This is a genomic window from Massilia aurea (assembly GCF_024753205.1).
GTDB classification, from domain to species: Bacteria; Pseudomonadota; Gammaproteobacteria; order Burkholderiales; family Burkholderiaceae_D; genus Telluria; species Telluria aurea.
On sequence record NZ_JANUGZ010000003.1, the window covers coordinates 553,009 to 566,377 of the forward strand.

General features: G+C 62.5%; 13 protein-coding genes and 1 tRNA gene. 3 read left to right on the top strand and 11 right to left on the bottom strand.

Features of this window, described 5'->3' with window-relative positions:
• The first annotated feature begins 5 nt into the window (after positions 1 to 5).
• Positions 6 to 704: an endonuclease III gene (gene nth, locus NX775_RS13020; protein WP_258836389.1), complete on the top strand. Its 699-nt coding sequence runs from the start codon at positions 6 to 8 to the stop codon at positions 702 to 704.
• On the opposite strand, the gene NX775_RS13025 is transcribed toward nth, so the two are convergent.
• From NX775_RS13025 to rplU, 7 genes are all read right to left on the bottom strand, one after another.
• On the bottom strand, positions 701 to 1,060 hold the full coding sequence (locus tag NX775_RS13025; protein ID WP_258836390.1) for a nuclear transport factor 2 family protein: 360 nt from the start codon (positions 1,058 to 1,060) through the stop codon (positions 701 to 703). The genes nth and NX775_RS13025 overlap by 4 nt on opposite strands.
• Positions 1,061 to 1,150: 90 nt before the next feature.
• Positions 1,151 to 2,725, bottom strand: a complete 1,575-nt coding sequence (locus NX775_RS13030) for a methyl-accepting chemotaxis protein (protein ID WP_258836391.1) — start codon at positions 2,723 to 2,725, stop codon at positions 1,151 to 1,153.
• A 155-nt stretch (positions 2,726 to 2,880) separates the two neighbouring features.
• On the bottom strand, positions 2,881 to 3,999 hold the full coding sequence (proB, locus tag NX775_RS13035) for a glutamate 5-kinase (RefSeq protein WP_258836392.1): 1,119 nt from the start codon (positions 3,997 to 3,999) through the stop codon (positions 2,881 to 2,883).
• Positions 3,996 to 4,421, bottom strand: a complete 426-nt coding sequence (locus NX775_RS13040) for a hypothetical protein (protein ID WP_258836393.1) — start codon at positions 4,419 to 4,421, stop codon at positions 3,996 to 3,998. Before NX775_RS13040 ends, proB begins: the two co-directional genes overlap by 4 nt.
• A gap of 3 nt (positions 4,422 to 4,424) precedes the next feature.
• Complete coding sequence (gene cgtA / locus NX775_RS13045) at positions 4,425 to 5,537, bottom strand: Obg family GTPase CgtA (RefSeq protein WP_183549345.1); 1,113 nt, start codon at positions 5,535 to 5,537, stop codon at positions 4,425 to 4,427.
• A gap of 109 nt (positions 5,538 to 5,646) precedes the next feature.
• Positions 5,647 to 5,928, bottom strand: a complete 282-nt coding sequence (gene rpmA, locus NX775_RS13050; RefSeq protein ID WP_183549343.1) for a 50S ribosomal protein L27 — start codon at positions 5,926 to 5,928, stop codon at positions 5,647 to 5,649.
• A 43-nt stretch (positions 5,929 to 5,971) separates the two neighbouring features.
• Positions 5,972 to 6,283, bottom strand: a complete 312-nt coding sequence (gene rplU / locus NX775_RS13055) for a 50S ribosomal protein L21 (RefSeq protein ID WP_183549341.1) — start codon at positions 6,281 to 6,283, stop codon at positions 5,972 to 5,974.
• Positions 6,284 to 6,618: 335 nt separating this feature from the next.
• Here rplU and ispB point away from each other — a divergent pair, with 335 nt between their 5' ends.
• The gene (gene ispB / locus NX775_RS13060) at positions 6,619 to 7,548 is read left to right on the top strand and encodes an octaprenyl diphosphate synthase (protein ID WP_370660590.1); all 930 of its coding nucleotides are present in this window, start codon (positions 6,619 to 6,621) and stop codon (positions 7,546 to 7,548) included.
• Positions 7,549 to 7,601: 53 nt separating this feature from the next.
• Positions 7,602 to 7,678 (top strand) — tRNA-Pro (locus NX775_RS13065).
• 129 nt (positions 7,679 to 7,807) lie between these two features.
• Here NX775_RS13065 and NX775_RS13070 read toward each other — a convergent pair.
• From NX775_RS13070 to NX775_RS13085, 4 genes are all read right to left on the bottom strand, one after another.
• The gene (locus NX775_RS13070; RefSeq protein ID WP_258836395.1) at positions 7,808 to 8,092 is read right to left on the bottom strand and encodes a hypothetical protein; all 285 of its coding nucleotides are present in this window, start codon (positions 8,090 to 8,092) and stop codon (positions 7,808 to 7,810) included.
• A 157-nt stretch (positions 8,093 to 8,249) separates the two neighbouring features.
• Positions 8,250 to 10,220, bottom strand: coding sequence for a DUF4832 domain-containing protein (locus NX775_RS13075; protein WP_258836396.1), 1,971 nt, complete (start codon positions 10,218 to 10,220; stop codon positions 8,250 to 8,252).
• 740 nt (positions 10,221 to 10,960) lie between these two features.
• Positions 10,961 to 12,109, bottom strand: coding sequence for a glycosyltransferase family 4 protein (locus NX775_RS13080; RefSeq protein ID WP_258836397.1), 1,149 nt, complete (start codon positions 12,107 to 12,109; stop codon positions 10,961 to 10,963).
• Between the two features lie 22 nt (positions 12,110 to 12,131).
• Positions 12,132 to 13,352 carry a glycoside hydrolase family protein gene (locus NX775_RS13085; protein ID WP_258836398.1) on the bottom strand — a complete coding sequence of 407 codons (1,221 nt, stop codon included), beginning with the start codon at positions 13,350 to 13,352 and terminating at the stop codon, positions 12,132 to 12,134.
• Positions 13,353 to 13,369 lie beyond the last annotated feature (17 nt).

Here is a 13,369-nt window from a genome sequence, read left to right on the forward strand (position 1 = left end):
CCTGCATGAATTCCGCCAAACGTTACGAGATTTTCACGCGCTTTCGCGCGGCCAACCCGACGCCCACCACCGAGCTCGAATTTTCGACGCCGTTCGAGCTGTTGATTGCGGTGCTGCTGTCAGCCCAGTCGACCGACGTCGGCGTGAACAAGGCCATGCGCCGCTTGTTCCCGGTGGCGAACACGCCACAGGCAATCCTCGACTTGGGCATCGATGAGCTCAAGACCTATATCGCGACCATTGGCCTGTACAACACGAAGGCGAAGAACGTGATCGCCACCTGTCAGATCCTGGTCGAGCAGCATGGCGGCGAAGTACCGCCCGTCCGCGAAGCGCTCGAGGCGCTGCCGGGCGTGGGCCGCAAGACAGCGAACGTCGTGCTCAACACGGCCTTTGGCGAACCGACGATGGCGGTCGACACGCACATTTTCCGCGTCTCGAATCGCACGAAGATCGCGCCGGGCAAGAACGTCGACATCGTCGAACAGAAGCTGCTGAAGTTCGTGCCGAAGGAATTCCTGCACGACGCCCACCACTGGCTGATCCTGCACGGGCGCTACACCTGCGTTGCGCGCAAGCCCAAATGCTGGAATTGCCTGATTGCCGACCTGTGCGAGTTCAGGGACAAGACGCCAGCGCCGGCGGGTGTACTCGAGCCGGCTGCCGTTGCGGCGGCCACGGCAGCTGTCTCGGCGGCAAGCTAAATCCGGGTCTCGCCGGTCGCGAACGACGCGCGCACGATGCGCCCGTCCACCACTTCGTAGACGCACAGCATCTCGACCGTGCCCTGGCCTTCCGGAAAGTTGCGGGTCACGATCTCGAGGTCGGTGACAAAGTTGCCCAGTACCGTGCGCGACAGCAGCCGCGCGTGCAGGTCGGGTTCGAGAAAACGCTGTTCGTAACGCGGCCGGATCTGGTCGTGGCCGCGGGCCAGCAGGTCGCCATGCAGCGCGAACTGCGCCGCATCCGGCGCATAAGTACGCATCAACCCATCGAGGTCTTTGGCATTGTAGGCGTCGAGCTGCGCCTGTACCACGGCGGAAGGTGAAAGAGGCGTCATCGGATGGTGGCTCACAAGGTGCGCCACCGGTTGCCGGGCCCATCCCGGCACTACGGGCGCGCGGGCATCTTACCGCGCACCCGGTTCGTGTCAAGCAGCCAGTGCCAGTTTGGTACGGGGCGGCGCCACGGCGCCGCTTGGCTCTTCCACCTTGAACACGCTGACCACTTCCGTCAGCGCCACCGTCTGCTCGCGCAGCGATTGCGCGGCGGCGGCGGCCTGCTCGACCAGCGCCGCATTCTGCTGGGTCGTGACATCCATTTCAGTGACGGCCTGGTTGACCTGCGAGATGCCCTGACTCTGCTCGCTGCTGGCGGCGCTGATCTCGGTGATGATGGCCATCACGCCGCGCACGCTGGCCAGGATCTCGCCCATCGTCACGCCCGCTTCGCCGGCCAGCCGGTCGCCCGTTTCCACGCAGGCCACCGATTCACCAATCAGGTCCTTGATTTCCTTTGCCGCTGTCGCCGAACGCTGCGCGAGGGTGCGCACTTCGCCGGCCACGACGGCAAAGCCGCGGCCCTGCTCGCCGGCGCGCGCCGCTTCGACCGCCGCGTTGAGCGCCAGGATATTGGTCTGGAACGCGATGCCGTCGATGACGCCGATGATGTCGGTGATCTTGCGCGACGACGCGCTGATCGACGCCATCGTGCCCACCACCTGCTCGACCACCTTGCCGCCCTTGACCGCCACATCGCAGGCCGACACGGCCAGTACGCTGGCCTGGCGTGCATTGTCGGCATTCTGGATAACGGTCGAAGTCAGTTCTTCCATCGACGACGCCGTCTCTTCGAGCGCGCCGGCCTGGCGCTCGGTGCGCGCCGACAGGTCGAGGTTGCCCTGCGCGATTTCGCCGGACGCCACCGCGATGGTCTCGGCCCCGCCGCGCACTTCGAGCACGATGCGCTGCAGGCTGGCCGACATCTCCTTCAACGCGGTCAACAGCTGCCCCGTCTCATCGTTGCTGCGCACCGTGATTGCGGTGCGCAGGTCGCCCGCCGCCACGCTGCGCGCGGCCTCGACCGCTTCGTCGAGCGGCCGCGTGATCGAACGCGACACCAGGATACCGGCGATGACGGCCACTACGGCGCCCACCAGCATCAGGCTGTAGCTGAGCAGCGTGGCCCGCTTGCCCACCGCATCGGCCTCGGCCGCCGTGGCCAGGCTGACGGCCGACATCTTTTCCTGGGCCTGCACCAGCAGCTCGGCCGGTGCACGGTCCTTGCCCTTGACCGCGATATCGCCAGCGGAGGCATCGAAACCGGCCGCTTCGAAATCCTGGTAGCCGCGCCGGAAATCCGCACCCATGGTCGCGTGCGCCGCGCCGAACTGCGTCACCAGGGTCCGCACTTCGCCTTCCGGCATGGCGTCCAGCAAGGCCTTGACCTGTTGGGCGACTTCCGTCTCGTTCTTCTGGAACGCGTTCCAATACTTGACGCGTTCGCTTTCCTGTTTGCCACGCAACAGGGTGTTCTTCCACTCCTGGACCTGCTTGCGGAAATGGGACAGCAGTTCTTGCACCTGCTGCGCCTGGCCTTCGGTGACCACCGCCTGGCGGAAGGTATCGACCGAGCTGTTCAGCTGCGCCATGCCGAAGAAGCCTGCGCAGGCGACGAGCAAGGTGACGGCGGCAAAACCCAGTGGTAATTTGCGACTTAGTTTCATGACAGGTCCTGAATATATACGCGCGACGCGCTTAAGCGCAGTGTATCCCCAAGCGTAACGCTTGAATCTCTGCGGCAATATTTTTGGACGATTTGGGAGACAAACCCGCCGTTGCGTCAGATTGGCGCAACAGCCGGTTGGTTAGTGCTCGCTATCTACAGCAAGACCATATTGTCGCGATGGATGAGCTCGGGTCCTTCGACGAAGCTGAGGATGCGCTCGATCTCGGTCGACGAATGACGCATGATGCGCCGCACTTCGCTGCTCGCGTAATTGGTCAATCCGCGCGCCAGCGGCTTGCCCGCTTCGTCCACGCAGGTGACCACCTGGCCACGGCCGAACTCGCCCTTGACGGCAATGACGCCGATCGGCAAGAGCGACTTGCCTTCGCGCGTGAGCTTGACTGCCGCGCCGGCGTCGATGACGACTTCGCCGCTCGTGTGCAGATGGTCGACCATCCACTGGCGGCGCGCCGTCAGGCGGCCGGTCGGGGCCAGCAACTGCGTGCCGATCGCTTCGCCACCCGCCAGGCGCGTAAGGACATCCGGCTCACGGCCCCAGGCGATCACGGTGTGCGCGCCGGAGCGCGCGGCGCGCTTGGCCGCCAGCACTTTGGTCAGCATGCCACCGCTGCCGATGCTGCTGCCGGCGCCGCCTGCCATGCTTTCCAGTGCCACGTCGCCGGCCTGAGCGTGCGCGATCAGGCGCGCATCCGGGTGCTTGCGCGGGTCGGCCGAGTACAAGCCGGGCTGGTCCGTCAGGATGACGAGCGCATCGGCCTCGATCAGGTTGGCGACCAGCGCACCCAGGGTGTCGTTGTCGCCGAACTTGATCTCGTCGGTGACGACGGTATCGTTCTCGTTGATGATCGGCACCACCTTCAGGCGCAGCAAGGTGGTCAGCGTCGAGCGCGCGTTCAGATAGCGTTCGCGGTCGGCCAGGTCGGCATGCGTGAGCAGCACCTGGGCCGTTTGCACGCCGTGCGCGCGAAAGCTCGTTTCATAGATTTGCGCCAGGCCCATCTGGCCACAGGCGGCGCACGCCTGCAGTTCGTGGATATCGGTGGGGCGCTTCGTGAAGCCCAGGCGCAGCATGCCTTCGGCAATGGCGCCCGAGCTGACCAGGACCACGTCCTTGCCAAGGGCGCGCAGTGCGGCAATCTGGGATGCCCAGCGGGCAATGGCGGTATGGTCCAGCCCCCTGCCCTCGTCGGTGACGAGGGAGGAGCCGACCTTGACGATGATGCGGGAAGCTTGTTGGAGGGCAGAGTTCATGGCGACAGGAATTTTCCCCGCGGGCGCAATGCGAGCAGGGAAAGTCCTGCCAGCAGTTCAACCGCGCAGACAGCGAGTAAGACCCCCGTGGGCAAGCCGATCGCAAAGGCCGCGGCGAGGCGGCCGGCCGGCTGGGCCAGGAGGAACAAGGCAGTCAGGTCGCCCAGGATCGGCTGATTGCCGTGCCTGGCCGCCAACAGCGCCAGCCCCGCGGTAGCGAGGCGGACGCCCACATAGATGGCGTAAAACTGGCTGTAGCCATTCACGCCAACCAAAAACAGGCCCATCGCCGACGCAATACGGTCGGGATCGAGCAATGCCGCCAGCGAGGCCAGCGAGCTGACGGTCGCGACCAGCTGCAACAGCTGGCCGCGCAGCCAGGCGCGCGACCAGGTGGCGGGCTGAGGAACGCTACCAGCCAAGGGTCAGTCTTCGAGGATCTTGAAGCGTGGATCGTCCGGATCGATCGACGAAATCCCGCGCGCTTCTTCGGTCATCGCGGTTTCTTCGGCGCGATGCTCGGCGTGGCGCTTTTCTTCCAGGTGCAGGTAGATCGCGTTGATCAGTTCCTGGCAGCCTTCGCGGTTCAGCGCCGAAATCTCGAACACCGGGCCCTTCCAGGCCAGGCGCTTGATCATGTCCTTGACGCGCTTCTTGCGCTCGGCTTCGTCCAGCACGTCGAGCTTGTTGAGTACGAGCCAGCGTGGCTTGTTCAGCAGCTCTTCGTCGTACTTTTCGAGTTCCTTGATCAGGGCCTTGGCTTCCTTGACCGGATCGATGTTCGCTTCGAACGACGACAGGTCGACGATGTGCAGCAGCAAGCCGGTACGCGCCAGGTGACGCAGGAACTGGTGACCCAGGCCCGCACCTTCGGCGGCGCCTTCAATCAGGCCCGGAATGTCGGCCACAACAAAGCTCTTTTCGTGCGACACGCGCACCACGCCCAGATTCGGGTGCAAGGTGGTGAACGGGTAATCGGCAATCTTCGGGCGCGCATTCGAGACGGCGGTGATGAAGGTCGATTTACCGGCGTTCGGCATGCCCAGGAGGCCCACGTCCGCCAGAACTTTCAGTTCCAGGCGCAACGTGCGACGCTCGCCTTCCTTGCCTTCGGTCTTTTGACGCGGGGCGCGGTTGGTCGAACTTTTAAAGTGGATATTGCCCCAGCCGCCCTCGCCGCCTTTAGCGAGCAGTTCGGTCTGGCCATGTTCGGTCAGGTCGGCAATGATTTCGCCATTGACATCGTCGATGATGAGCGTGCCAACCGGCATGCGCATATAGATGTCTTCGGCGCCTTTGCCATAGCAATCCGAGCCGCGGCCCGGTTCGCCGTGCTTGCCGGTGTGGACTTTCGAATAGCGAAAGTCGACCAGCGTGTTGACGTTGCGGTCGGCAACCACAAAGATCGAACTGCCCGTGCCGCCATCGCCGCCGTCGGGACCGCCAAATGGGCGGAACTTTTCGCGCCGGAACGAGGCGCATCCGTTGCCGCCGTCGCCTCCGATGACTTCAATTTTTGCTTCGTCGATAAACTTCATGATTGTGACCGCTTAAAAACTAAAAAAGGCCCTACCGTGGGCAGAGCCTTTCGATGGAAGGCTTGCGCCTTGCAAAGAAGCGCCGCTCGAAAGCGGCGCGAGTGCGTTATTACGCTGCGACTGCTTCCGCTGCTTCGTTAGCAACGACGGTCACGAATTGCTTCGAGCCGACGCCTTGCTTGACGAACTTGACGGTGCCAGTGACCAGCGCGAACAGGGTGTGATCCTTGCCCGTACCGACGCCGGTGCCAGCGCGCACTGGGGTGCCGCGCTGACGAATGATGATGCCGCCGGCATTGACTGCCTGGCCGCCGTAGACTTTCACGCCGAGGCGCTTGCTTTCTGAGTCACGGCCGTTGCGGGTAGTACCGCCGCCTTTTTTGTGTGCCATTTATTTACTCCTGGATGACGTTGCTGGGGACCGGAAACGGGGATTAGCCGTTGATCGAAACGATCTGGATTTCGGTGAAGTTTTGGCGATGGCCCATACGCTTCTGGTAGTGCTTACGACGACGCATCTTGAAGATACGCACTTTGTCGTGGCGACCCTGCGAAACCACTTTCACCAGCACCGTTGCACCTTCGACCAGCGGAGCACCAAACTTGATGCTTTCGCCTTCGCCAAGGGCGAGGACCTGATCGATCGTGAGTTCGGAACCAATGTCTGCCGGTATCTGTTCTACTTTAAGTTTTTCACCAGCGACAACTTTGTATTGCTTGCCACCGGTTTTTATGACCGCGTACATGATTTGAAACCTCATCAAATGTTAAAAGAACCCCTCGGCGCGTCGGCCCGCGCTTGACACGCAGGACTAATCTTAAGCCGGGGAACAGAGGATTATACATAAGTCGGTGCAGTGCGTCAAAACCATTCGGCGATCGCTTCACGACATCGGGCGGCATCCATGGCTGCCTCGCCCGCTCTCCCGCAAGCGCGCCCCTCTCAGCCCGACGGTTCGCCCTCCCATGACGTATAATCGCCCCACTCTTATAGTTAACCCAACGCTCACGCAGGTCAGCCTTGTCAGCCGCTACCCAACACGCCCAACAGAACACCATCGTCCAGTCGATCGCGCCCGATATGGAGGCCGTCAACACGGTGATCCGCCAGCGGCTGCATTCCGAAGTCACGCTGGTCAACCAGATCGCCGAGTACATCATCAGTGCCGGCGGCAAGCGCATCCGTCCAGTACTGGTGCTGCTGCTGGCCAATGCCTATGGCTACCGGGGCACCGCGCACCATGAGCTGGCCGCCGTCGTCGAATTCATCCACACCGCAACGCTGCTGCATGACGACGTCGTCGACGAATCGTCGATGCGCCGCGGCCGCCAGACCGCCAACGCGCTGTTCGGCAACGCGGCCTCGGTGCTGGTCGGCGACTTCCTGTACTCGCGCGCTTTCCAGATGATGGTTGGCCTGGACAGCATGCGCATCATGCAGATCCTGTCCGACGCCACCAACGTGATCGCCGAAGGCGAAGTGCTGCAACTGCTGAACATGCACGACCCGGACGTGACCGAAGCGAGCTACCTGCTCGTGATCCGCTCCAAGACCGCCAAGCTGTTCGAAGCCGCTGCCGAGCTGGGCGCGCTGATCGCCGGCGCGAATGACGCCCAGATCGCCGCCGCCGGCGAGTATGGCCGCTCGCTCGGTACTGCGTTCCAGCTGATCGACGACGTGCTCGACTACGCAGGCGACGCCGCCGAGATCGGCAAGAACCTCGGGGACGATTTGCGCGAAGGCAAGCCGACCCTGCCCCTGATCTGGCTGATGGAACATGGCACCCAGGAGCAGCGTGAACTGGTGCGCAGCTGCATCGAGCAAGGCGATGAAGCACAATTCGACGCCGTGCTGGCCGCCGTGACATCAAGCGGCGCGCTCGACTACACGCGGGCACAGGCCGAACAGGCAGCGCGCCGGGCATCCGAAGCCATTGCCGGCTTGCCCGACAGCCTGTTCAAGAACAGCCTGCTGCAACTGAGCAGCTTCGCCGTTGACAGGAACCACTAAGCGATTTTATATTACGACCATCCCGGGGTTGTTGTACGTACACCCCGAGCCGTCGGGGTGTAGCTTAGCCCGGTAGAGCGCTACGTTCGGGACGTAGAGGCCGGAGGTTCGAATCCTCTCACCCCGACCAGACAACAAAAAGCCAGACGAGGCGTTAGCCGGTCTGGCTTTTCATTTGTCCATGCCTGGACCAGTGGTCGTCTTGCGCGATACCGCGCCGCGTCACGTTGTGATTGTCGTCATGCTGCGATTGCAGCGTTCACAGCATCAGAACCCGTTTCCTTCCGCAGCAATACACGCCATGGTAATACTGCGAATTTTTACCGCAAACGATACACCCGAATTCCGGTACGCCCGGCGGCTTCGATTTATACGCCTTGACCTCGACGCCATTGGCGTCCCAGCTCGTTCCGACCAATTCAAAGCCTGCGGCACTGGCCTCAGATGCCGACGCCGCTTCGTACGCCAGAAACAACACGGTGTCACGCTTGCTGGTAGCGCTGTGTTCCGCCGCCCGTGCCTGCCATGAGGCAAAACTGTTCATCGTGTGCTGTCCTGGTCTGAAAGATGGTCTGATGCGGCCGATCAACCACAAGTTGCCAGTCTACACCAGTGCCGTGCCGACGCTCAGGCAAAAGCCAGACCGGCAAACCGGTCTGGCTTTTTTATTGCCCGGCCCTTACGTCAGGCCGGGATGCTGCTTATGGTGCGACGCCAACCGTATGCTGCAAGTTGTTGAACCCGGTCGACGCTTCCCAAGTGTTGCTGTTGGCCAGCTGGATCGCATACTCCGGCCGGTCACGCAGCGACGTCTGTGGATCCGGCAGGTTCAGCAGCACCGAGTACGAACCGGCCGCCATATTTGCCGGGAGCGCCACGGTCTGGTTGATCGTCACGGTCTGGTTCGACAGCCAATGGCGCGGATCGGTTGCCAGCTTGACGCGATGGGTCGCCCCGCTCGCCGTGTTGCGGAACACGAGTTCCACGTCGCGGCTGTTGAATGGCGCCGACCAGCCCTCGTTCTGCAGTTGCAGGTTGACGACGAAGCCGCCACCCGGTTTTGCCGTGCGCGAGAATGCACCGCTCTTGAGCACGAAGCGGTAGCCCAGCTTTTGTTTGACCTGGGTAAAGCAACCCTGCGTTTTCCAGTTGTTCAGCACCGTCGTGTTGTAGTCCAGGTTCAGGTAAGACCAGTGGAAGCGACCCATTTCGGCAAGGGCGGTCGGGCAATCGCTGCGTGGCGGTGCGTAGTTGCAGGTCTCGCCGCCCGAGGCAACGTAGTTCGTTTCGGCCGCCAGGTACGGGAACTCCACCGATGGATTGATATAGGTGCCGTAGTCCGACGCGTTGGACAGGAAGCAATCGTTGTGGTGGCCCAGGCGCGCCTTGGCTGAACCGTTGTAGGCCTCGCTCGCGCTCAAGGCGGTCGGGGTGTACAGCTTGGTTTTGAACAGGGGCATGCGTAACTGCACCATGCGTTCGGCCGGCACCACTTGCAGCAGCTTGTCGACCACTGATTTGCGGTCTGCAATGTTCTTGGCGGTCATGTTGTAGCTGTCGCCATAATTGTTGGTGTTGCCCCACTCACCCCAGGCGCCGATCAGGCCGGCCTGCACGACGGCGATGATGTCCTTGTTGGCCGTCAGGTATGGCGCAAGCTGCGTCAGGTGGGTGTTGACCATCGCCGGGGTCGCATCGACCGGCGAGTTGTTGTCGTTGTAAGCGAAGCGGACGATGGCTTTCAGGCCAGCCTTGCGCACCGTGTCCATCTGTTGCTGGAACAGATTGAGCGTGGACTGGCTGATCGGTGCATTGACGAAGCTGCGCAGATAGAACACGCACAGCATCAGCGATTCACCACCCGACGTGCGGAAGCTCGTCAGTTGCGACTGGCTCAGCGGCGTTTCGCAGCCAACGTGGCGGTAAAAACCGCGCTCCGGGTTGGTGATAACCGCCGTGCTGGCGGTGTAGTTCACTGGCACCGTGGTGCCCGGGGATGGCGTTGGGGTTGGCGTTGGGGTCGGTGTTGGTGTTGGCGTCGGCGTTGGGGTCGGCGTCGGCGTTGGGGTCGGCGTTGGCGTTGGCGTTGGCGTTGGCGTTGGCGTTGGCGTTGGCGTTGGCGTTGGCGTTGGCGTTGGCGTTGGCGTTGGCGTCGGGGTCGGCGTCGGCGTCGTCTTGGTGATCGACAGACGCAGGATCGGCGAGAGTTGTGCTGGTGGATCGGTCTGGGTGATGACGCTGATGTTGTCCGCACCGCCGAGCTCGGCACGCGTCACCGTTATCGTCGCCAGGTTATTGGCCGATGCGTACGGCACGGCTTTGACGAAGGTCCAGGCCCAGGAGCCGTTGCTGCCGCTGTAGCGATACAGGCGGCCATTTTCGATCATGTAACCGGCGCCGACGCCGTTGAAGGCATAGCCGGTCGTGGTAACGGCATCGTTATCGATGTACACGCGTACCCAGGCCGGCGTGCCGGCGTAACGAATGCGGATGCTCAGATTGGTGCCGTCGCTGCTTGCCGTCGTGGGGCCCGCCGTGACCGAGGCCGGTGCGAAAGGCGCAGCGACGGCAGCCGACATCAGCACCGGGCTGGAAAGGAGCCCGGCGCACAGCAGTGCGAGCCCGATTGGGCGACGGACGGAAGGAATGGAAGTGATGTGAATAGATGACATTTGATAATCGCTTTAAATAAAAATCCAACAACCGGGCGTGACGATCCCGTCGCCGCTTGCAGCGCAAGTGGCGGGAAGCATCCGCAGACAAAGAGCGTGACGATCCCGCTGCCGCTCGCACCGGAGTGGCAGGGATATCCGCAGGACCTGCTGAAATGGACTAGCTGTATCGACTGGCGATCAGCTAGCGGCGGGGAAGCGCGGCAAGGCGCTATGGTGGATAACTGGCGACGAGAAGACCGATGGTCTTCCCACGACATGACGCGAGAAAGCGCACACAGACATCCCCTGCTGGGCGTGCTGTGACTACAACGACGTGCTATCGATCATGGCATCTCCTCATTCCTGGAATCATGAACTCGTTTGAGTTTCCTCAAAGCGATTGGTTCCAAGAAATAAAAAATAATTCCTTGAGAAAAATGTCACCGCTTTGGTTTCCTGATCGCCCAAGGTGGGTGTAGTGAGCGAACAGGAATTCAGCGCCAACGTCTGATGTGTGTCAGAAAAATGCTTCTTAAAAATTCAAACACTGGCGTTGGAGATGCTTCGGCTCAATTAGTTCCCCAAATATTTTTCTTTGGGAAAACTGAAAAGTTGCAACACTACTCCAAGAAATTGCAAATCGGAAATTTTAAGAACGTGGCGCAGCCTAATCGGTCTCGAGGCTGGTAGAGAAGCGATGGATTGGGAGAACAATGGGAAGGGATTACAGTTTGCGGAGCGTGATTACAACGCGTGGGTCATTCGGCAACGGCATCAACCTCGATGGCCTGCGTGCACGTCGCTGGCGTGAACACGGTTTCCCACATGCGCGAGACTTTCTCCATCGAAAACCGCTCTCGCGCTTCGACCGCGCGCTGCGCGAATCTTGCCCGCGCACGGCTGTCACGCATCAGGGTATCCAGCGCCGCGGCCATGCCATCGATATCGCCAAGCGCTACCAGGACCCCATCGATCCCGTGGCGGATGATATCCCGGGGGCCGGTATCGCAATCGAAGCTCACCGCCGGCAAGCCATACGCCATGGCTTCGACCAGGGTGTTGGGAAAACCCTCGAAATGCGAGCTCATGGCATACAGACTGGCGCGCGCGTACCAGTCGCCCATATTGCCGACACTGCCGGGCAAGCACACGCGTCGCCCCAGTCCGCCCGCCTGCACCTGCGCAGACAACGCCGCGCGCTGCGCGCCCTCCCCCAGGATGACGAGGTCCCAATCCGGGTGCACGGGCGCCAGTCGGGCAAAGATGGCAATCAGGGTCGTGAAGTTTTTCTCTTCGCTGAGCCGGCCAACCCCCAGCAGTATCTGCCGGCCAGGCGCGCACGAGGTCGTGGGGCTGACCTGCGGCGCATGCTGCGCCAACGGCCACACGACGGGGTTCGGGATCACGGGAATACACCGGGCACGGGAGTGTTGTTCCAGCCAGTGTGCGCATTCACGGGTCAATGCGACAACCGCGTGCAAGTGGCCGTAGGCATGGCAGCGTAACGTTTCCCAGATCACGCCCATCGGCGCCTTGGGCGGAAAATTATGCTCGGAGCCCACCGTGCGCACGCCAGGCAGCCCCCGCGCTGCCAACGCCAACACGACATTGGCCGTGTGCATAGCGGACAAGGCGACAGCGGGCTGCACCTCACGCAGCACCCCGCGCAACGCGCGCGCGCGCCGGGCCGTGCGTACGACGCCGGCGAGCAAACCGCCGCCCTGGCCAGCCAGATCAAGGCAGCGGCGGCCGACGCCGGCATCAAGCACGTAAAAGTCACGCGCCTTCGGCGCCACGGTCACCACGGTGACGGCCCAGCCTAGCGACGCCCAGTGGTTGGCCAGGTTGGCGACCACGCGCTCGGCGCCGCCATTTTCCAGCGAATGAATGTAGATCAATAATCGCATTGTCGACCGTCGCCTCCAGGTTTCATTGCACCACCAGCGGCATGGGGCCGGGATGCACATGTTGCGCGTGCTGCGCCAGGTTACGATCCAGGCAGACCGTGCCGGGCGTGGCGCTGGCCGATGGATTGGCGATGACGCGGCCGGCGAACTCGCCGGTAATCGTGCCGTGCAGCGCGATACGGTCCCACACACGGCAGGTAGTCGCCTTGACGAAGAGCGCTTCGTGGTCGAACAGGAACAGGCTCTTGACGAAAGCAGCATTGGCAAGATGAACCGTGGCGTCGATGTTGCGGATCGCGCCGTCAGGTTCATCGCCCTGGTGATAAAAATGAACATAGCTGCCGTAGCTGCCCTCGCCCGAGGCTGCGAGCGAGATCCGTACATTCTGTACATTGCCCATCCTGGCGCCGCCGCAAATCAGCACGATGAGCCCGTTGCTAACGGGCCACTGGGCGGTACCGGACACGGTCACCCGGATGTCCGCATTGCGCAGCGCCGACGCAATGACGGCCCGCCGCACGTTGTGACATACGAGGTCGATATCGACATTTCCCCTGATGAAACTGGCGCTGACACCGTAATACGCGTAGCGCACTTCGCCGTGTACGCGAATATTCGAGAGCAGGCGCCGCGTGGCGGCGTTGTTATGCGACGAGAGCAGACTCACGACCCGTTCGGCGTAGCAATCGACCAGCATGAAGCCATGGCTCGGCCGGTCCGCCTGAATGCCCACGCACACCAAGCCACGCCAGTCGGGCCGCGGGTCGAATCCTGCATCGGCGAAGCTGGCGCCGGCAATCGTGATGTTCTGAAAATTGAAAAAGTAAAACAGGTTGGGCATGACGTTGGCCGCCGTCGTGACCGTAAACAAGGCGCCGTACGCCGAGATGGCAATGTCGCGCGCATCGCGGCACAGCACCAAGGTGGCGGCGTCAGTGCAGTGGCCGAAATCATAGACGCCGCGCGGGACCAGCAGGGTGCCGCCGCCCTGCACGGCCAGTGCATCGAGGGCCTGACGAAACGCCGCGACCAGCGTTGCCACCCGCGCCCCGGGCAACCCCCCGTAGTCAGCCAGGCTGACAATGGCCGGCGGCACCATGGCGGCCTCGATGCCGCCCACCTGGTTGCGCCGGGGCTGGCCTCCCGTTGCATCGCCAACCGGGGCTGGCAACAACGCCGCCGTCGCGCCCAGGGCGGCGCCACGCAGCAGCAAGTTGCGCCGCTTTGCTGACAGATTCTTCATCTGGTCACCATGCAGGC

What these genes read in the sequence shown, in the direction of transcription:
- proB (WP_258836392.1), bottom strand. Translation starts at nt 3,999, where the DNA reads ATGAACTCTGCCCTCCAACAAGCTTCCCGCATCATCGTCAAGGTCGGC.
- cgtA (WP_183549345.1), bottom strand. Translation starts at nt 5,537, where the DNA reads ATGAAGTTTATCGACGAAGCAAAAATTGAAGTCATCGGAGGCGACGGC.
- NX775_RS13025 (WP_258836390.1), bottom strand. Translation starts at nt 1,060, where the DNA reads ATGACGCCTCTTTCACCTTCCGCCGTGGTACAGGCGCAGCTCGACGCC.
- rplU (WP_183549341.1), bottom strand. Translation starts at nt 6,283, where the DNA reads ATGTACGCGGTCATAAAAACCGGTGGCAAGCAATACAAAGTTGTCGCT.
- NX775_RS13075 (WP_258836396.1), bottom strand. Translation starts at nt 10,220, where the DNA reads ATGTCATCTATTCACATCACTTCCATTCCTTCCGTCCGTCGCCCAATC.
- NX775_RS13030 (WP_258836391.1), bottom strand. Translation starts at nt 2,725, where the DNA reads ATGAAACTAAGTCGCAAATTACCACTGGGTTTTGCCGCCGTCACCTTG.
- NX775_RS13085 (WP_258836398.1), bottom strand. Translation starts at nt 13,352, where the DNA reads ATGAAGAATCTGTCAGCAAAGCGGCGCAACTTGCTGCTGCGTGGCGCC.
- NX775_RS13080 (WP_258836397.1), bottom strand. Translation starts at nt 12,109, where the DNA reads ATGCGATTATTGATCTACATTCATTCGCTGGAAAATGGCGGCGCCGAG.
- rpmA (WP_183549343.1), bottom strand. Translation starts at nt 5,928, where the DNA reads ATGGCACACAAAAAAGGCGGCGGTACTACCCGCAACGGCCGTGACTCA.
- ispB (WP_370660590.1), top strand. Translation starts at nt 6,619, where the DNA reads ATGGAGGCCGTCAACACGGTGATCCGCCAGCGGCTGCATTCCGAAGTC.
- nth (WP_258836389.1), top strand. Translation starts at nt 6, where the DNA reads ATGAATTCCGCCAAACGTTACGAGATTTTCACGCGCTTTCGCGCGGCC.
- NX775_RS13070 (WP_258836395.1), bottom strand. Translation starts at nt 8,092, where the DNA reads ATGAACAGTTTTGCCTCATGGCAGGCACGGGCGGCGGAACACAGCGCT.